We start from the raw sequence: 17,524 nt of genomic DNA on the forward strand, positions 1-17,524 counted from the left end.
CTCCGCCACCAGGCGGAAGGGCGCAGGCCAACGTAGTTGTCCTAGAGCCTACTGAGGGATGCCGGCGTCCGGAGTCTCCTTGACAGACACCATCGACCATGCGCCGTCGGCGTAATTGGCGGTGACCGTCAGAGTGGTTCCGTCCGAATCCCATTTCTTGGTATCGACGGTCTTGCCGTCCTTGTCCAGGGTCGTGCTGCCGTCTTCCATGTACGGGACGACGGCGCTGAGATTGCCCTTGTCGTTCTTGGCCTCGTCCAGCGCCACCACGTTCAGTGCCTTCGGCTGGCCGCCCACAATCCAGCCACCGTCGGCGTAAACGGCCTCGATGTCGTCCGCCTCGGCCAGGCAGCTGGCGCAGTCTGCGGCGACTTCACGCATCAGGTCTGCATCGCCGGTCTGGATCGCATAGTTCTTGGTGTCAAAGTAGTAATACGTGAAAGACGCCAGACCCTGCGCGGTGTCCTCAGCCATCCGGTCGTTCTTCTCCGGCGTCCGGACATTCTGCGCCGGCGCGTCAGTGGTGGCCGACATCGGCTTGTTGCTAGCTTCGGGCTTCTCCGATGCGGCCTCGCTGCCACAGCCCACAAGTGCAACAGCTGCCACAGTCAGCACGGCGCCGGACATCATCAACTTCTTCATGGTCTCCCCTTGGATAACGGATTGAGAGGGAACCGACTTCTACGCCTCTAGGCGGCGTCAGCACCGTCAGATACCCTACCGCCGGGAGACGGACCAAACTCTGAAAAGAGTGCTTCAAGTGTGCTAGATCACAGACGGATGGTGTGCCGCTTCAGCAGCCCGCGCCCTCCGGATTGTCCAGACAGTTGTCCGCGTAGTTATTCACCACTGACCGCCAGACGCTGAGCTCCACTGTCGCGCTAGTTATCTGCGCCTCGCCCGAGATCGCAATCCAGGCCGAACCATTGATGGAGTATTCACCCCGGTACGTGGTCGTCAACGAAATCTGGACGTCACCGGTCTCCGTGTATCGATGACTTGTAGCCGTCTTCTCACCCAGCCGATCAGCCGGGAGCGGTCCTCCTGGTTGGCTTGTCGGACCTAGTGAGGAGCCATCGCCGTAGCTCCAGGTGTATGAGGTCGGAATCGCGCGAACAGTTACATCAAAGCCGTCAATTTCCTCATTGAATGTCTGCTCATTCGGGGTGGCATAGACGTTAGTTTCAGCTCCGACCAAAGTGTGAGGGACAGGCTCAACGGTCAGACCCGACGGGGCAATAGGCAACCGCCGAAAGAACTCAATGGTGACCACCGGCATTTCATCGCCACCATCCGCAGTCGCTTCTAGCGGCCTATCTGAGTACTGACAAATGGTTCTAGTCGTATCCACCCACTGAGGCGGATTCTGACCCGCCGGTGCTTCAAGAATGCGCATCAGCGTTCCGTCCGGGCCTACGGAACAGCTCGCGTTGACAAGAACGCACTCGATGGAGACATCAGCAAGATTTGGGATGCACACCGGTTCAAACTTTCGCTGTGGCGGCACCGGAACCGAACCTGAACCGATGGGCAGTACTGCCGGGTTATTGTTTTCAGGCGGTGCTCCCGGAATTGTTTCTTCCGCCCCCAACACGATGTCGGTCTCCTCGAAGTCGCCCCTGATAGGCGGCAGGTTGGAATCCGCGGACCAAGAAGCTTGTGCGCTTCCTAAGGCAAACATCAGGGCAACCAGCAGTGAAGTGATTCCGGGCAGGTACTTACGCGTTTTCATTCCTTGGCGCCTTCAGGACGGGCCAAGTCGACCATATGCCACGCACCGGCACGGTAGTGAACTTCGGGAATCCAAAGGGTTGGCTCTGCGATGCCGTCGGACTCGCCCTCGAGGGAGCCGCTTGAATAGTAAGAAAGGGGTTCTTGACTAAAAAAGATATAAGGAGCGTATCCCCCGCTCGTCGTTTGCACATAGCGATCTTCAATTTTGGTCACTTGAAGTTTGCCGCCGACGATCCACCGCTCCTCGACTGTCCATGAACTGATATCTTCAAACACTGCATTGCACAGCGCACATTCAGGGCTCGTTATTGACTTGATCTTTTCCAAGTCTCCGGTTTCATACGCATACGAGACTGTCTCGAACCAATACGGAATGAAAGCCTCCAGTCCCTGCTGGGATTTCAGCGAGGCGTCTTTCGGCATTTCTGGGACTGGAACGTTCTCTGCCGGCCCCTCTTCGCTCGCCGGTTTGTATGTAGAAGTGGCGTCAGGACTTTGCCTGGCTGACGCCGAGGCAACGGGTGTTGGGCTGGGTGACGGCTCGGCGCCGGCTGGTCCTGTGCAGGCGGAGAGGGCGAGGGCTGCCGCAGCGAGGAGGAGGAAGGTGGTTCGGGCGCGCGTTGTACCTATGAGTGTTGGCTGCTGGCTCACTCAGACCCCCGGGTGCTGGACGGGCTGGACGCTTAGTGCGAGCCAGTCTAACCAGACGCGTTAGAGGATGCGGAGGTTTTCCACAGGATTGGTGTCCAGCAGGTGGAAAGCGTGCGCCACCCTTGACAGCGGCAGGTAAACACCGGGTGTCTTGACGCTGAGAACCGCGCCGACGCCCCTGGGCGAGCACCGGCGTCGTGGTTCAAGGAAGCCTAGGCCAGCTTGGCGAGTGTCTCCACGAGGAGCCGGCGTTCCTCCACCTTGATCCGTTCGTGCAGCGACTCTTCGGTGTCGTCGTCCAGCACCGGCACTGCGGCCTGGGCCAGGATGGGGCCGGTATCGACGCCGGAATCCACCAGGTGCACGGTCACGCCGGTGACTTTGACGCCGTGGGCCATGGCGTCGCGCACGCCGTGGGCGCCCGGGAAGGACGGCAGCAGGGCCGGGTGCGTGTTGACCAGGCGGCCCTCGAAGCGACTGACGAATTCGGCGTCAAGGATGCGCATGAAGCCTGCCAGCAGCACCACCTCCGGGTTGTACGCCGCAACGGCTTCTTCCAGGGCACGGTTCCATTCGGGCCGGGAGGCGAAACCGGCGGGCGCCACGGTGAACGTCTGGATCCCCGCCGCGGCGGCACGTTCCAACCCGCGGCAGCCGGGGACATCACTGCCCACCGCGGCAATCTCGGCTTCCAGCCTGCCCTCCCGGACGGCGTCAATAACGGCCTGAAGGTTGGTGCCGGAGCCGGAAACGAGGACCACTATGCGCATGGAATCAACTTTATGCGTCCCTCTCGCCTAGGCTTAATCCATGCAGCAGACCACGCGCCCGGAGCCGACCGAGGAACAGATCAAGTCGGCGGGGCTGTTTGTCCGTGTGCTCCTGCTATTGCTGGCGTCCACTTTCTTGGCAACGGCTCTCCCGCTCCCGTGGAAAGCGGTGGCTCCGGCGCTGGCCCTGGCGAGCATCGTGGTGGCCGTGATCGGCCTGGTGAAAGCGGTGCGTGCAGGGCTGCCGGGCTCGCTGCGGATCACCTATGTACTGGGCATCGGCGCCGGCGCGTTCTTCCTGCTGACCACCTTGGCGCAGGTGCTGTTCTGGCCTCTGACCGCTGCCTTCGAGGACTGCAACCAGCTAGCCGTCACGCAGTCCGCGCGCGAAGCATGCCTGGGCACTTATGAGGACAAGCTGCTGAACTTTTCCAACCTGCTGAACCCGTAGTAGGTCACTTCCGGCTGCGGGCCCTGGCCGGTTCGCGCTCCAGCCACGGCGCCACGACGTGGCCGATCATGGTGCCGAGCGCCACCTCGCCGGCAACCCACAGCGCGGTCCACAACGGGTCCGGGCCGATCTCCGTCAGCCGCCCGATGCCCAGCGAACCGTTGGACAACCACACCAGCGCGGCGGCCGCTGCCCCGGCGACCGCGCCCACGAACAGCCCCAAGAGCAGCGTGGACGTGGTGGCGGTGAACCAGCGGGCCCGGATCTTGATGGAGAGCCACTCGTCGAAATGGTTCTCCCCCTCGCGCAGGAACCACCAGCCAGCCAGCACGCCAGCTACCACCGGCACGGCCAGCGCGACCAGCCCGTAGGTCAGCTCGCCGGATGGCAGCGCGCCCAGCACCGGCAAGGCGGGCATGGGTCCCACCGTGGTGGCCAGCGGCCCCAAAGAACTGCCGGTGCCAATGGCGAATCCGGCACCCGAGCTCCACGACAGCGCCCACACCACGAAGTTCGGTACAAGTCCCAACTGCGCCACGGTCAGCACCACGCCGCCGACGATGCCGGGACTGAGCTGTTCGTAGATTTCCACCACTTCGGCCCAGTGCAGGCCCAGGTCCACCGCCAGCAGCACCGCCGAAAGGGCCACCGCAGCAGTCACCGCCAGCAGCCCAGCCCGGACTCCGGCCCACACGTAGGATCCGGCCCAGCGGGAGTGCTGACTGGTGCGGGCCACCCATGCGGCCGCGTCGACACCGATCAGCCGGGCCCAGGACCCGGCTTCCCGGTAGGCGCCCACAATCAGCCCCGCCCCCGCGGGCAGCAGCGGAATGAGCGCTCCGGCCAGGATGGAAATCTCCACTTCATCGGTCCGTACCAGGTAGGCGGTCGCCGCTCCCACGGCAGCGTAGGTTCCGAGCGCACCGGCCAGCGCCTGCCACAGTTGGTCCGTGTAGGAGGCCCGGGCCAGCCGCCGCCCGGCCCGCCAGGACAGGAAGAACGGGATCAGCGTGAGCCCCAACGGCACCAGCGACAACGTCCCGCGCATCGTTTCGGCCGAACTGGCTCCGGTTTGAATGGCCAGTTCCAGCGGGACACCGTGGATGAGCAGCCAGGCCTGGCCACCGAGCCGAGCCAGCGAATCGAAACTGCGATCGTCAAAACCGTCCGCAAACCACACGCCCACCAGGGGCAACAGCACCACGATGGCCGAGAGCAGGGCGCACTGGAAGAACTCGAAGGCACCCTGCAGCCACAGGGGCATCGGCAGTCCGGCCTGACCGCCCGGTCGCGACGTGAGTTTCATTGCTTCTATGGTGCCAGTCCGGGTGCCCCGGCCCGCTCAGCGACTCGGCGCCGTAGCCATTGGCACACAGCTGTGACGCACCGGCGTCGTACTGTCACAGAGCACGACGGCGGGGGCTCGGCTCCTGCTGTTGGGTCAAGCCGGGCGGACTTCAGGCGGCGGGTTCGATGTTCTGGTTGCCGTTGAACACATTCAGTGGGTCGTACGTGTGCTTGATCCGGGCCAGTCTGTTGTAGTTCTCTTCCCCGAACGCAGCTTTGATCCGGTCCTGCCCCTCATGGCCGATGAAGTTCAGGTACACCCCGCCGGTGGCGAAGTCGGAAATCTCCCGGCGGAATCCCTTCGCCCAACCGATGGCCTCCTCGGTCTGGGCAGGATCCTGCCAGAGCGCGAAGGGGTGGCTCACCCAAGTGGCGTCGCGCCGGGCCATCGGCGTGCTGGCGCTTTCCGCCGTGGCGACGGCGCCTCCCCACGGCAGCAGCAGCAGCTGCGACGACGGGTGCGGCAACTTGGCGCCGTATTCCAGGAAGACGTCGACTGCCGGGTCCGGGAACTCGTCATGGTATTCCGCGGACCAATAGTTGAACTGGTCGGGTTGATCGTCGAGCATCGACTGGAACTCCGCATACGGCCGCGGCGCCACAACGTCAGCAGCGGGCCCCCAGCTGCGTACGGTCTCGAGCGTTCGTTCGCCGGTTTCGGGCTCTCCTGCGTGGACAAAGACCACGCCGAGCGCGGGTTTGTTTTGAAGATCGGCCGGCACGAACTCCTCCGGAGGGGCAATCACGGACGCGAGTGCTGTCCCCACTCCGGCGGGAGCATCCGGTGCGAAGTCGCGGTAGGCGCGGGCCACGTCGGGCGCAGCCTCGGCGGGCCACAACATCAGGCCGGACAAGCTCTGCTCGCCGACCTGATGCATCCGAAAGGTCAGCGAAACCGCTACGCCCAAATTTCCGCCGCCGCCGTGCAGCGCCCAGAACAAGTCCGGATTCTCCCGCTCGCTGGCGGTGACCAGTTCGCCGGATGCCGTCACCAGATCCACCGAGACCAGGTTGTCGCATGCCAGACCCCAGCTCCGTTCCATCCACCCGGATCCGCCGCCGAGCGTGAAGCCGGCCACGCCGGTGGTGCTGACCCGGCCGCCGGTGGTCGCGAGTCCAAAGGGCTGGGCCGCCCGGTCGAACTCACCCCAGGTCACGCCGCCGCCCACGGTGGCGGTCCTGGCCTCGGCGTCCACCGTCACCGTCTTCATCGGGCGGACGTCGATGACCAGTCCGCCATCGTTCATGGACATGCCCGCTACTGAATGGCCTCCGGACCGAACAGCCACGTCCAGCTGATGCGCCCGGGCGTAGCGCAGGGCCTCCCCCACATCATCCGGGCTGCTGCATTTGGCAATGACGGCCGGCCGCCGGTCAATCATTGCGTTGAAAAGTTTTCGAGCCTCGTCGTAGCCGGAGTCTTCCGGCCGGATCCACTCCATGGCGCTGGTCCTCTCCATATGTTGGACCCCCAGCAAGAAAAACCGTACGCCGCTCACCGGCGACACGCCAGACTTTTGGCCCGCCAGGACGGACCAGACCGGACGCCCGTCCCTGCACCCACCTGCACGTTAATGAGCGCCGGCCTTCGCGGAAGCAATTGTTAAATGGAATGGGCGGCCGGATGACGTTGAAATCATCCGGCCGCCCCGCAGGCGGATATTCATCGAACGGAAATTCAACGCAGGAAGACTCATTCCGCGGACTCTTTCCGTGGTTCCGCCAGTCAGCACGAACCGTGTTGCCACGGTTCTGCCGGCGCCATCGGCCCGTGCCCCCTCGAAACGTCAGCCCCGCAACTGGGCCGCCGTTTCCACGGACGGTGACGGTTCCGGCGCGCTAACGCTTCCGGCGCTTGGGAATGGTTTCACTCTCCAAGTTCGCCTTTTCGCGCTTTTCGGCACGCTTTTCTTTAATGCTGCGGCCCTGTTTTTTCGCGCTTTCGCGCGCAGGTGTTTTTCCGGACATTCTTGCTCCTCTTTCTCAAGCGGGATGTCTTGCTAGAGACCATACCCGCTTTAGGAAATAAAGCCAGCCCCTATCACCGGGAGCCAAAACAAACGGAAAGGAACGGCATTCAGGCCTGCAGATCCACCAGTCCTTTAACCAACGCACCGGCCGCTCCCAGAAAGGCCAGCACCACCACCGCAGCTCTGGCGTGCTCGTCACGCAGCCGCCGGCCGAGCCGTTCGCCGGCGAAGATGCCGACGATGATCGCGAGGGCAATGACCGCCCACATCCACCACGCCAGGTGCGGCACGCTGCCTGGATCCACCGCCAGTTTCACGCCCACGGTGATGAGGCACAGTTGCAGGAAGAACGGCTGCAGCGTTGCTGCGAATGGTCGCGGAGGCCAATGGGACAGGATGGCGTAGGCGCTCACCGTCGGACCGCCCACTCCTGCGAGCGCGTTGGTCAGCCCCGACCCGAGCCCGGCGAGCGCCTTGGGCAGCTGCCCGGACACGGTGACCTGCGCGCGGCCCAGCACCACCGCGACGGCCAGCCCGGCCATCACCACCGCGCCGACCACGGTAGAGAGCACCGCGGGCTGGACCTGCACCGCCAGCCAAGAGCCAGCGACAGTGCCGACGACGGCGGGAACGGACAGCCACAGCAGCAGTTTCCAGTCGATCTGCTGCCACACCCGCGGCACAATCAGCCCGCAGGAGACCACTGCGCAGATGTTGATCATCATGATGCCCTCGTGCGGCCCCAACAAGATGGCCAGAATCGGCGCCACCAGCAGGGCGAACCCGATGCCCGCGATGCGCTGGGCAACCGAACCGAAAAAGATCGCGCCGGTGATCAGCGCCAAGAGTCCCATGGTCACCCGACCACCCTGCCAGAGCGGAGTTGGGCCGCCGTTCACCGACACGATCACGCCTGCTTGCCTGCGCGTTGCCGACGGCAGGCAGGGTGGATGGCGTGAGGATAGCTATCGTCGCCGAATCGTTCCTGCCGCATATGAACGGTGTGACCCATTCCCTGCTGCAGGTCATCGCCCACCTGAGGCGCCGCGGAGACGACGTCCTGGTGGTGGCACCGACGTCGTCGTGGCTGGAAGACACCGCACCGGCAACGGTGGAGGGCTACCCGGTCCACCGGCTGCCGTCCATCCCGTTGCGCGGCTACCCGAATGTGCGCGTGGCCGCCGGAACCGTGGCACGCATCCGCCGGGTGTTGGCCGGCTTCCGGCCGGACGTGGTCCATGTAGCCTCCCCCTTCATTCTGGGCTGGCGCGCGGTGCAGGCCGCGCAGCAGCTCGGCCTGCCCACAGTCTCCGTTTACCAGACCGAGGTCCCGGCCTATGCTGCCCGGTACGGCGCTCCCTGGCTGCAGGAACTGCTCTGGCAGCGCGTAGAGAGCATCCACAACGCATCCACGCTGACCCTGGCGCCGTCGTCGTTCGCCATGCAGCAGCTGCGCAGCCGCGGCATCCGGGTCCACTTGTGGCGGCGCGGGGTGGATACCAACCGCTTCCATCCGGACAAGTACGACGCCGGTTGGCGGGCTTCCGTCGCGCCCAACGGCGAACGGATCATCGGCTATGTGGGCCGCCTGGCGGCGGAAAAGCAAGTGGCGGATCTGGCCGTGCTGGCCGATCTCCCCGGGACCCGGCTGGTGGTGGTCGGTTCCGGCCCGCTGAAGGAGGAACTGCGGGCCGCATTGCCTGGTGCGCATTTTGACGGCTTCCAGACCGGCGAAGACCTGGCCCGACGCATCGCCTCGTTCGACCTGTTTGTTCACCCTGGCGAATCGGAGACCTTCTGCCAGACCATCCAGGAGGCGATGGCGAGCGGCGTACCCGTGGTGGCGGTGGGCCGCGGCGGGCCGCTGGACCTGGTCGACCCGTCGAGGACCGGCTGGATCTACCGGCCCGGGAACTTGGACGAACTGCGCGAGTACGTCCGGGACCTGACCGGCGACGACACCAAGCGCCGGGCGCTCGGCGAAGCGGCTCATCACTCCGTGCAGGGCCGGACGTGGCCGGTCCTCTGCGAGCAGCTGGTGGACTATTACCGGCTTGCCATCAGGGTCAAGCGCCGGGAACTGAACCTAGAAGCCCGGGGCGTGCTGGGTTTCCTGGCCGGGTGAATGCTTCAGCCAAAGATTCGGCTATTCAGCGCCTCGACCCGTTCCACTAGGATGTGCCCATGCCCACAGAAACCGGATCCGTATCGCCCGAATCTGCCCCGTCATCCCGGAAGGACCAGCGGCCGCCGGGGCCACCAGGCGGACCGTCCGTACCGGAACGGCTGGCCGAACAGCTCAAATCCCTGGGCGTCGCCCGGACCTTTGGAGAACCGCTGCAGGTGGGCGGCGAGACCGTGGTCCCGGTGGCCTGGGTTCAGTACGGTTTCGGCGGCGGCGGGGATGCCGATGGAGCCGCCGGCGGTGGCGGAGGCGGTATAGCCCTGCCGCTCGGAGTCTACGCCGGACGCGGCGACGGGCCCGCGACGTTCCGGCCCAACACCGTGGCGCTGCTGGCTGTGCTGATTCCCTTGGTCTGGTGCGCTGGCCGGGCCGTGGCCCGGGTTGTCCGCGCCGCCAAGAAGTAAGGCTGGGGTGGCGCCGCGCTGACCGGTCTCCACGCGTTCGCTGGCGCTGTCGGTGGTCGAAGGAGGCGCGCCAGCGCCGAGTAGAGACCGGTCGACCACCGGAGGTATGGCGCGTGGGGTCTCCACGCGTTCGCTGGCGCTCACTTGGTCGACCGCCGGGGTATGGGTCTAGCGGTCGGTGCGGCGGGACCGTAGGCTCGAACGTACCAGCGGACAACACAGATTCGAGGACTCCCGATGAAACTGAGCCATATTCCGTTGCGCCTCACCAGCGGCGCGTTCATCCTCAACTCCGGGCTGGGCAAGCAGAAGCTGGACAAGGAAAGTGCCGCCGGCATGCAGCAGATGGGCAGCCGTGCGTTTCCCGCTTTGAAGCAGATGGATCCGGAGAAGTTCGGCAAGATGCTTGCCTACGGCGAGACCGCATTGGGCGCGGCGCTGCTGCTGCCCTTCGTGCCCAGCCGGCTGGCCGGACTGGGCCTGGCCGCGTTCTCCGGGTCGCTGCTGGCCATGTACTTCAAGACGCCGCAGATGACGCAGGAGGACAACGTCCGCCCCAGTGCCGAGGGCACCCCTGTAGCCAAGGACATCTGGCTGTTTGGCATTGCGCTGGCCCTGATCCTGGATCCCAAGAACAAGAAGCCGGCGGTACTCCCGACCGCCTAGCTCTCTGGCGGAGAAAACGGCCGCGCCCGGGTCCTGCCCGGGCGGCCGTTCTCGCTGTCCACAGCTTCAGCGCCCGGTGCCGGCCGCCGCTTCCACCATGAGATGATGGAGGCCATGGCCGCACACACTTTTCCGCTGGTTGACGTCAGCGAAATCATCAGGCTGGTGGGCGGCGCCGCCTTTGCCCGCGGCAAAATTTATGCCTCCGACGGATCCGTGGCCGAGCTGGACTGGGACCCGTCCGTCCGGCTCCTGACCGCCAAAGTTCTCGGTACCGCCGCGCTGCCGTACCGCTGCCGGATCTACCTGGAGATCGGCAAGAGTGGCCAATGGCGTCCGGCCTCGGCCTCCTGCAGCTGCCCGGTGGGCTCCGACTGCAAGCACGTGGCCGCGGTGCTCCTCAACAGCAACAGCCAGCACCTGATCACCAGCCAGGCCTTTGCGCGCGAGCCGGAACCGGAGCAGGCCGGCTGGCAGGATTCACTCGCTGGCCTGATCGGCGGCACCCCGGACGGAGCCACGGGCAGTGCAGGCAAAACCGCGAAGACCAAGGCGAAAAGCACGTCCGGGCTGGGGCTGCAGTTTGAGCTGATGGAGCCGGGCCGCCGTAACGACCGCCAGTACCGACCCTCGGGCCTCTCCATGCCGCAGACCTCCGCAGCCGGACCGAGCTGGAGCCGCAAGGCCGGAAACCGGCTGCGGGTGGGCGTCCGCCCCGTATTGCAAAACGAGACCGGCCGGTGGATCCGGAGCAAACTGCGCTGGAACACCATCAGCTACAAGACCTACGGCCTGCCGCTGGACACCGAACAGCACCGCTGGTTCAGCCAGTTCGCGCCGCTGCACCGGGCCACCGGGCTGACCTATTTCGGCGAAGACAACGACTGGCTCTTCCTCGACGAGTTCAGCAGCCCGCTGCTCTGGGAGCTCTTCGCCGAAGCCAAGCGGCTGGGCATCGCACTGGTAGGCGCCAAGGCGGACACCGTCGTCGAAATCCGACAGCAGGCCGTGATCGGCCTGGACGCCCATCTCGATGGGACAGCGTCGGCCGCCGGTGCCGAGGACAGCGGCGCCGGAGACCACCCGGGAACCGCCGACCTGGTCCTGACCCCGTCGCTGCGGATCGACGGCCAGGAGCTGTCCACGGAGACCGCGGGCATTGTCGGCACGCACGGCGTGTACCACTACGACTTCTCGGGCCAGACCGTCATCACGCTGGCTCCCACCGCGCATACCGTCACCGACCAGGAAGCGAACCTGCTGCTCTCCGGCACCCCGCTGACGGTGCCGGCCGCCGACGTCGAGCAGTTCATGGAGCGCTACTATCCGGCGCTCAGCCAGCGCATTGCGGTGGCCAGCAGCGACGAATCGGTCAGTTTCCCCGAGATTGTCCCGCCGGCACTGGTGCTGACCGCGTCCTACCGCAAGGGCAACGTGCTGCAGCTCGGCTGGCACATCGAATACCGCCACGGGGACAAGCCGCTGCGGTTTCCCGTCGACGCGGAACCGGACACCAGCCACTACCGCGACCTGCCCGCCGAGCAGGACCTGCTGGAGGCCGCCGCGGCGGTGCCGGGTGCGGGCACGACGGCGGCGCGCACGCTGCGGGACATGGCCACGGTGGACTTCACCCGCTATGCGCTGCCCGCGCTGGAGCAGCTGGACGGCGTACGTGTGGACATTGTGGGCGAAAAGCCCGACTACCAGGAGCTGACCGAAGCACCCGAACTGACCATCAGCACGGTGGAGACCGAGGAGAGCGACTGGTTCGACCTCGGCGTCATGGTCCGCGTCGCCGGCCGCACCGTGCCGTTCGGAAACATCTTCAAGGCGCTGGCCCGCGGCCAAAAGCGGCTGCTGCTGGTGGACAAGTCCTACCTCTCGCTGAAGCAGCCGGTCTTCGACCGACTCCGCCAACTGGTGGATGAAGCCCGGCAGATGCAGGACCGGGAATCCGGGGAACTGCAGATCAGCCGCTACCAGGCCTCGCTCTGGGAGGATCTGGAGGAAGTCGCCACCGAAACGGTGCAGGCCCGCACCTGGCGGGAATCGGTCCAGGGCCTGCTGTCGCTGGAGGAAGTGGAACAGACTCCCCTGCCGGCCGGTCTGGACGCCGAGCTCCGCCCCTACCAGGCCGAAGGTTTCAACTGGCTTGCCTTCCTCTGGCGGCACCGGCTGGGCGGTGTGCTGGCGGACGACATGGGGCTGGGCAAGACGCTGCAGGCCTTGGCCCTGCTGCTGCATGCCAAGGAGAATGGCGAGCCGGCCGTGGCCCGCCCGTTCCTGGTGGTGGCACCTACCTCCGTGGTGTCGAACTGGGTCCACGAGAGCCGCCGCTTCGCCCCCGACCTGAAGATCGAGGGCATTACCGACACGCAGATTCGCAGCCGCCGGCCGCTGTCGGAGCTCGCTGCGGGCGCCGACGTCGTGGTCACGTCCTACACGCTGTTCCGGCTGGATTTCGAGACCTACCAGGAGACGGACTGGGCCGGGCTGATCCTGGACGAGGCGCAGTTCGTGAAGAACCGCGCCACCAAGGTCCATCAGTGTGCCCGCGATCTGCGCGCGCCCTTCAAGATGGCCATCACCGGCACGCCGATGGAAAACAACCTGATGGAGCTGTGGTCCATCTTCTCCATCGTGGCGCCCGGACTGTTCCCCTCCGCCGTACGGTTCGTTGACCAGTACCAGCGGCCGATCGAGCGCAACCAGGACTCCGAACTGCTGCAGAAGCTGCGCCGCAGGATCAAACCGCTGATGATGCGCCGCAGCAAGGAAGCGGTGGCCCGCGACCTGCCGGAGAAGCAGGAGCAGGTACTGGAGGTGGAGTTGACGCCCAAGCACCGGCGAATTTACGACACGCACCTGCAGCGCGAACGGCAGAAGGTCCTGCGGCTGGTCGAGGACATGGACAAGAACCGGTTCACCATTTTCCAGTCGCTGACCCTGCTGCGGCTGTTGAGCCTGGACCCTTCTCTGGTGGACTCGAAGTACGCCTCGGTGCCATCCAGCAAGCTCGGCGTGCTGTTCGAACAACTCGAAGACGTCATCGGCGAGGGCCACCGGGCCCTGATTTTCAGCCAGTTCACCGGCTATCTGAAAAAGGCCGCCCAGCAGTTGGACGCGGCCGGCATCGACTATTGCTACCTGGACGGTTCCACCCGACGCCGTGCCGAGGTGATCGAGACGTTCAAAAACGGCAGTGCGCCGGTATTCCTGATCAGCCTCAAGGCCGGCGGCTTCGGCCTCAACCTGACCGAGGCCGACTACTGCTTCCTGCTGGATCCATGGTGGAACCCGGCCACCGAGGCCCAGGCCGTGGACCGCACGCACCGGATCGGCCAGACCAAGAACGTCATGGTCTACCGCATGGTGGCCCGCGGGACGATCGAGGAGAAGGTAATGGCGTTGAAAGAGCGGAAGGCCAAGCTGATCTCGTCCGTGCTCGAAGACGACGCCATGTTCTCGTCCAAGCTCACCGCCACCGACATCCGCGGCCTGTTCGGCGACTAGATCCGGCGCCGCGCTGCTCCAACAGGCTCCCGCCCCGGACAAGCACGGCGATGTACCCGGTGGTTCCTTCCCGCGGGGTCCATCCTCTAACCGGGAGTGTTTACTCCGGGCCAGGACTATCTCCTCCGGCCGGGACTACTTGGTCAAGATCTGCAGCAAGCGCCAGCCTTCCGGCACCTGCGCTTCGAGGGCAGCCCTGGCGTCGGCATACGACTCGCCTTCAGCCGACAATTCCTTGGTTTCGACCGGCTGGATGATTCCCACAACTTTGACCACGCACTAAAGGTATCCCCGACCCCGCCGGTATCGCGGCACCCTCGAGCATGGTTCCGGTCACGTCCGCGGGGAACGACGCATCCCGCCCCGTCTCGGCCGGTCCGGCGTCGCCGGAGCGGGCCGGCACGGACCGTTGCCGCCCGGTGACCGAGAGCAGCCCACAGCCCACCTCCCCAACCGCCGGGCTCCCCTGGGCCGCGGCCGGGCTATGGTGGTAGGCGGGATCGTCCGTCTCCGCGGGCCGTCCCGTCCACCGGACAAAGGGGGCAGGGTGCTGGCACTGGTACGCCATGGACAAACCGATTGGAACGCGGCCGGGCGGCTGCAGGGTCACACTGATGTGCCGCTCAACAGCTTGGGCAGGCAGCAGGCGCACGACGCCGGCACCTCGCTGTCCGCGGGCCGCTGGGACGTCTTGGTGTCCTCGCCTTTGGGACGCGCCGTGGAAACCGCGCAGATCATCGGCAACCAGCTGGGCCTGGAACTGGAGGAAACGGTCCCCGAGCTCCTTGAGCGTAATTACCGCGGCATCGAAGGCACCGTCCTGCGCGGCATGGACCGGCCGCGCATCGACGAGTTGATGCGGCAAGCCGAACCGGAGGCGGACGTGGCGGTCCGCGGTATTGCCGGGCTGCAGGCATTGCTGCGCACCTACCCGGAACAAAACATCATCGCGGTGGCGCACGGGACGATCCTGCGGCTCACCTTGAATGTGCTGCACGGAACGCCCCGTGACTACATCCTCAACGGTGAAACCGTGGAACTGGACCCGGACGTGGTGCTCGGCTACCGCGCAGATCCGGACCAGTTGGCCGCCGCCTGCCCCTGACGACGGCGGGTTGTGCCGATCCCGGGGGCGGCCGCGGCCCGGCTACTCGCCGTTCAAACGCTGGTGCAGCGCCGCCACGCCGTGCTCGGACAGTTCTTCGCGCGGTGCGCACCAGTCCACCCAGCGGTGCAGGAACGCGGTGAGTTCGGCGGGGTCCACCGGTTCCAAGCCGCCCTCCGCCAGCAGCGTCTCGCTGATCAAATCCAACTTGACCGGACTCACCCGGGTGAACCGTCCGCCGTCGTAATCCCAGCTGTAGCCCAGGATCTGTTTCACCATGCCGAGTTCCGAGGCTGATTCGCGTCCGGTCTCCCGTACATAGCGGGCGGCCATTTCGTCGATTTGTTCCTGCCGGAGCGCCTCGATGTCCCCGTCCAGGCTGCCGCCCGCCGGTTGGGCATCTTCGTGCTGCGGCCTTGCGCTGGGTGCGGCCCCGGCTTCGGCGTCGTCGAGTTCAGCGTAGTCCTCGTCGGAGAGCCAGTCCTCGCTCTCGTCCTCCGTCTCGTCCGCCAGCTCGATGATGGTGCGCAGCCAGGCCTGGGCCACCCAGCGGCGGGCACCGAAGTCTTCATCCACCATGTGCTCGGGCAGGTCCAACGAGGCGTCCAGCCCTTCCCACGCGTCCAGTGCGGTGCCGGTCAGGTCGGCGTCGGCGTCGAGCACCAGCCCTTCTTCCTGGGCGTCTTCGTTCAGGTCCTTGAGCGTCGCGGCCGGGTCGTCCACCAGCCCGGTTTCCGTCACCGTCCCGCCGAAAATATTGCCGTCCAGCAGCGCCAGCAGGCCGACTTTTTCGTTCCCGGCAGTGAACTCGAAGAGCATGTTGGCTTCGTCGCCGTAAACGTCCGCATAGCGGTGCAGGGCCGTCACCGTCACCGGGTGCTTGGCCCACTCCGGCTCGGTAAAGCCGTCGGCTACCAGCCGGTCTGCCAGCGTTTCGGCGTCGCGGCGCATCTCCGGACGGCCGATCAGAAACGCCAATGCGCGCAGCATCGGCACCGCGCCGGGTCCGTTGCGGTCCTCGGCCAGGTCCAGCCAGGCGTAGAACAGTTCGTTGCGGCGCTGCCGGCCGGCGTCGTCCTGGGTGTCCCACAGATCCAGCAGGTAGCCGCCCAACGAGTGGGCTTCAATCGGGCTGGCCGTCTCCAGGGTGTCGGCAAACGGGCGTTCCAGCTCGACGTACAGCTCCAGCAGCGGGTCGCTCTCCGGCCCGGACTGCCTGCCCGAGCCGGGCTGCCGGTTCTTTGGCTTTTTCGGCTTGCGCTTGCGGCTCACAGGACTCATGCCACGAGTCTGCCATGCCCTCGCCGCGAAGGTAACTGCCGGGGCCGGACCGGGAATCAGAGCAGGGACTGGATGACCAGCCGCCATTTCTCCAGCCAGGCTGCGCTGCTTTCCGGGTCTTGCCAGGACTCCTGGTTCAAGTACAGCCCCTGAACCGGGATCGTGGCGCCCAGTTCCACCAGCACCGGTTTCAGCAGCAGCTCCGGTGCCAGCGCGTGGGCCGGCCCGGCGCCGAGCATCAGCGGCACCGCCACCACCCCGGCGAGCCCGTCACCGGTGGCGAACTGGTCGAGGAACAGTTTCAGCACGCCGGAGTAGGTGGCCTTGAAGGTGGGCGAGGCCACGATGATCAATTCGCTGCCTTGCACCGTCTTGACGGCAGCGGCCACGCCCTCATCGCCCCACCCCAGCAGGCCCGGGCCCAAGGTCACCACATCCACCGCGTGGTCCGCCGGCGCGCCGGTGATCTGTTCGGCCAACTGTTCAGCGGCGGCCAGCGTCCGGGAGCCGGGTTTGGGATTTCCTGCCACAACTGTCACGGTCATGCTCTGGACGCTACCGCGCGGGAAGGCCTGATCGCCAGCACTCGACTCAGCCATTGCGGCTTGTGGCGCGGCGTTACCCCACGTTGCCCATAGGCAACGTCTGCCCCGGATGTCACACTGGCCACATGCCGTTTTACCAGGACGCCGCCGCCACCGAGCCCCTGACGGCCATCTATCTGGTTCAGCGCACCAAGAGATGCTTCCAGTTAGCGCAACCGATTTACTACCGGGCGGAGGAAGCTTCGGCCATCGTCAGGATCGACGCACACGATCTCTCCGCCGGACTCACCAACAACTCCACGGATTTGGCTTCGGTGCCCACCTGGATGTGGGGGCTCATCGCCAGCTACGGGCGGCAAACGGCCCCGGCCCTGCTGCATGACCAGCGGATGGCCGAGTGCTCAACGCTGCCGGCCGGGGAAGCGCTGCGGCTGCGCCGCGTCTATGACGAAGAGTTTCGCCGCGCCCTGCTGGATACCGGAGTGGCCGCGTTGCGTGCCCGGCTGATGTGGGCCGGCATATCGATCCAGGCCTACCTCGAGCATTCCAGGGTGCGCGGGCTGCTGCTAGCGGCGTCGGTCGCGGTGGGGGCGCTCGCGTTCATTGCCGCCATCTGGTTCACCGCAGCGGGTGCCGGACCGCTGCCGGTCACCGCCGCCGTGCTGCTGACCGGCCTGCTGTGCCTGGCCTGGGCCCGGGACTGGCCGGTGCTTGCCGTGATGGTTCCGGCTTTCGCCCTGTTCTCCCCCGTGCTCGCCGCAGCCGCCGCCGGCTCACTGCTGTTGTGGCTTTGCGAAACCGGCTGGTGGGCGGTGACCAAACCCTTCGTCAGACACCCCGGCCCGCCGCCCGTCGTCGGACCGCTGGCGAGAACGCCGCAGCCATGATCCAGATCACAAATA

The 17,524-nt window shown here is 65.9% G+C and carries 18 protein-coding genes; 7 read left to right on the forward strand and 11 right to left on the reverse strand.

The genetic code is table 11. The features are described from left to right. Positions 1-48: 48 nt before the first annotated feature. The 4 genes from E4J89_RS02130 to purN all read right to left on the reverse strand — a co-directional run bounded on the left by E4J89_RS02130 (position 49) and on the right by purN (position 3,155). The gene (locus tag E4J89_RS02130; RefSeq protein WP_136784422.1) at positions 49-642 is read right to left on the reverse strand and encodes a DUF6318 family protein; all 594 of its coding nucleotides are present in this window, start codon (positions 640-642) and stop codon (positions 49-51) included. A gap of 151 nt (positions 643-793) precedes the next feature. Further along, a complete protein-coding gene (locus E4J89_RS19635; protein WP_240691635.1) occupies positions 794-1,732 on the reverse strand; it encodes a hypothetical protein in 939 nt (312 codons plus the stop codon). Continuing rightward, positions 1,729-2,385, reverse strand: a complete 657-nt coding sequence (locus E4J89_RS02140; protein ID WP_276606328.1) for a DUF6318 family protein — start codon at positions 2,383-2,385, stop codon at positions 1,729-1,731. The genes E4J89_RS19635 and E4J89_RS02140 overlap by 4 nt, the downstream gene beginning before the upstream one ends. 212 nt (positions 2,386-2,597) lie before the next feature. Then, complete coding sequence (gene purN, locus E4J89_RS02145) at positions 2,598-3,155, reverse strand: phosphoribosylglycinamide formyltransferase (protein WP_136784424.1); 558 nt, start codon at positions 3,153-3,155, stop codon at positions 2,598-2,600. Positions 3,156-3,195: 40 nt separating this feature from the next. On the opposite strand from purN, the gene E4J89_RS02150 reads away from it, so the two are divergent. After that, positions 3,196-3,606, forward strand: a complete 411-nt coding sequence (locus E4J89_RS02150; protein ID WP_136784425.1) for a hypothetical protein — start codon at positions 3,196-3,198, stop codon at positions 3,604-3,606. A gap of 4 nt (positions 3,607-3,610) precedes the next feature. Here the strand turns inward: E4J89_RS02150 and E4J89_RS02155 are convergent, their stop codons facing one another. The 4 genes from E4J89_RS02155 to E4J89_RS02165 all read right to left on the reverse strand — a co-directional run bounded on the left by E4J89_RS02155 (position 3,611) and on the right by E4J89_RS02165 (position 7,777). Further along, positions 3,611-4,912 carry a DUF6350 family protein gene (locus tag E4J89_RS02155; RefSeq protein WP_136784427.1) on the reverse strand — a complete coding sequence of 434 codons (1,302 nt, stop codon included), beginning with the start codon at positions 4,910-4,912 and terminating at the stop codon, positions 3,611-3,613. A 151-nt stretch (positions 4,913-5,063) separates the two neighbouring features. After that, complete coding sequence (locus tag E4J89_RS02160) at positions 5,064-6,395, reverse strand: FAD-binding oxidoreductase (RefSeq protein WP_136784428.1); 1,332 nt, start codon at positions 6,393-6,395, stop codon at positions 5,064-5,066. A gap of 397 nt (positions 6,396-6,792) precedes the next feature. Then, a complete protein-coding gene (locus E4J89_RS19870; protein ID WP_276606329.1) occupies positions 6,793-6,921 on the reverse strand; it encodes a hypothetical protein in 129 nt (42 codons plus the stop codon). Between the two features lie 109 nt (positions 6,922-7,030). After that, positions 7,031-7,777 (reverse strand): sulfite exporter TauE/SafE family protein, encoded by a 747-nt coding sequence (locus E4J89_RS02165; RefSeq protein WP_240691657.1) that lies wholly within the window; start codon positions 7,775-7,777, stop codon positions 7,031-7,033. Between the two features lie 101 nt (positions 7,778-7,878). On the opposite strand from E4J89_RS02165, the gene E4J89_RS02170 reads away from it, so the two are divergent. The 4 genes from E4J89_RS02170 to E4J89_RS02185 all read left to right on the forward strand — a co-directional run bounded on the left by E4J89_RS02170 (position 7,879) and on the right by E4J89_RS02185 (position 13,691). Continuing rightward, a complete protein-coding gene (locus E4J89_RS02170; RefSeq protein WP_136784430.1) occupies positions 7,879-9,048 on the forward strand; it encodes a glycosyltransferase family 1 protein in 1,170 nt (389 codons plus the stop codon). Positions 9,049-9,107: 59 nt separating this feature from the next. After that, positions 9,108-9,512, forward strand: a complete 405-nt coding sequence (locus E4J89_RS02175; protein WP_346763368.1) for a hypothetical protein — start codon at positions 9,108-9,110, stop codon at positions 9,510-9,512. 237 nt (positions 9,513-9,749) lie between these two features. Continuing rightward, positions 9,750-10,178: a hypothetical protein gene (locus E4J89_RS02180; protein WP_136784431.1), complete on the forward strand. Its 429-nt coding sequence runs from the start codon at positions 9,750-9,752 to the stop codon at positions 10,176-10,178. Between the two features lie 114 nt (positions 10,179-10,292). Further along, positions 10,293-13,691, forward strand: a complete 3,399-nt coding sequence (locus E4J89_RS02185; protein WP_169303896.1) for a DEAD/DEAH box helicase — start codon at positions 10,293-10,295, stop codon at positions 13,689-13,691. Positions 13,692-13,826: 135 nt separating this feature from the next. On the opposite strand, the gene E4J89_RS19335 is transcribed toward E4J89_RS02185, so the two are convergent. Beyond that, a complete protein-coding gene (locus E4J89_RS19335; protein WP_169303897.1) occupies positions 13,827-13,967 on the reverse strand; it encodes a hypothetical protein in 141 nt (46 codons plus the stop codon). Positions 13,968-14,238: 271 nt separating this feature from the next. On the opposite strand from E4J89_RS19335, the gene E4J89_RS02190 reads away from it, so the two are divergent. After that, entirely contained in the window at positions 14,239-14,796 is a 558-nt protein-coding gene (locus E4J89_RS02190) for a histidine phosphatase family protein (RefSeq protein ID WP_169303898.1), read from the forward strand. A 42-nt stretch (positions 14,797-14,838) separates the two neighbouring features. Here the strand turns inward: E4J89_RS02190 and E4J89_RS02195 are convergent, their stop codons facing one another. Both E4J89_RS02195 and E4J89_RS02200 read right to left on the reverse strand, forming a co-directional pair. Continuing rightward, the gene (locus E4J89_RS02195) at positions 14,839-16,077 is read right to left on the reverse strand and encodes a hypothetical protein (RefSeq protein ID WP_136784435.1); all 1,239 of its coding nucleotides are present in this window, start codon (positions 16,075-16,077) and stop codon (positions 14,839-14,841) included. A gap of 56 nt (positions 16,078-16,133) precedes the next feature. Further along, the gene (locus tag E4J89_RS02200) at positions 16,134-16,622 is read right to left on the reverse strand and encodes an NAD(P)H-dependent oxidoreductase (RefSeq protein WP_136784436.1); all 489 of its coding nucleotides are present in this window, start codon (positions 16,620-16,622) and stop codon (positions 16,134-16,136) included. 125 nt (positions 16,623-16,747) lie between these two features. On the opposite strand from E4J89_RS02200, the gene E4J89_RS02205 reads away from it, so the two are divergent. Next, on the forward strand, positions 16,748-17,509 hold the full coding sequence (locus tag E4J89_RS02205) for a DUF1353 domain-containing protein (protein WP_136784437.1): 762 nt from the start codon (positions 16,748-16,750) through the stop codon (positions 17,507-17,509). Positions 17,510-17,524 lie beyond the last annotated feature (15 nt).

Origin of the sequence: Arthrobacter sp. CAU 1506 (genome assembly GCF_005047635.1) — a bacterium.
Lineage (GTDB): Bacteria > Actinomycetota > Actinomycetes > Actinomycetales > Micrococcaceae > Crystallibacter.

What these genes read in the sequence shown, in the direction of transcription:
- E4J89_RS02130 (WP_136784422.1), bottom strand. Translation starts at nt 642, where the DNA reads ATGAAGAAGTTGATGATGTCCGGCGCCGTGCTGACTGTGGCAGCTGTT.
- E4J89_RS19635 (WP_240691635.1), bottom strand. Translation starts at nt 1,732, where the DNA reads ATGAAAACGCGTAAGTACCTGCCCGGAATCACTTCACTGCTGGTTGCC.
- purN (WP_136784424.1), bottom strand. Translation starts at nt 3,155, where the DNA reads ATGCGCATAGTGGTCCTCGTTTCCGGCTCCGGCACCAACCTTCAGGCC.
- E4J89_RS02150 (WP_136784425.1), top strand. Translation starts at nt 3,196, where the DNA reads ATGCAGCAGACCACGCGCCCGGAGCCGACCGAGGAACAGATCAAGTCG.
- E4J89_RS02155 (WP_136784427.1), bottom strand. Translation starts at nt 4,912, where the DNA reads ATGAAACTCACGTCGCGACCGGGCGGTCAGGCCGGACTGCCGATGCCC.
- E4J89_RS02160 (WP_136784428.1), bottom strand. Translation starts at nt 6,395, where the DNA reads ATGGAGTGGATCCGGCCGGAAGACTCCGGCTACGACGAGGCTCGAAAA.
- E4J89_RS19870 (WP_276606329.1), bottom strand. Translation starts at nt 6,921, where the DNA reads ATGTCCGGAAAAACACCTGCGCGCGAAAGCGCGAAAAAACAGGGCCGC.
- E4J89_RS02165 (WP_240691657.1), bottom strand. Translation starts at nt 7,777, where the DNA reads ATGGGACTCTTGGCGCTGATCACCGGCGCGATCTTTTTCGGTTCGGTT.
- E4J89_RS02175 (WP_346763368.1), top strand. Translation starts at nt 9,108, where the DNA reads ATGCCCACAGAAACCGGATCCGTATCGCCCGAATCTGCCCCGTCATCC.
- E4J89_RS02180 (WP_136784431.1), top strand. Translation starts at nt 9,750, where the DNA reads ATGAAACTGAGCCATATTCCGTTGCGCCTCACCAGCGGCGCGTTCATC.
- E4J89_RS02185 (WP_169303896.1), top strand. Translation starts at nt 10,293, where the DNA reads ATGGCCGCACACACTTTTCCGCTGGTTGACGTCAGCGAAATCATCAGG.
- E4J89_RS02195 (WP_136784435.1), bottom strand. Translation starts at nt 16,077, where the DNA reads ATGAGTCCTGTGAGCCGCAAGCGCAAGCCGAAAAAGCCAAAGAACCGG.
- E4J89_RS02200 (WP_136784436.1), bottom strand. Translation starts at nt 16,622, where the DNA reads ATGACCGTGACAGTTGTGGCAGGAAATCCCAAACCCGGCTCCCGGACG.
- E4J89_RS02205 (WP_136784437.1), top strand. Translation starts at nt 16,748, where the DNA reads ATGCCGTTTTACCAGGACGCCGCCGCCACCGAGCCCCTGACGGCCATC.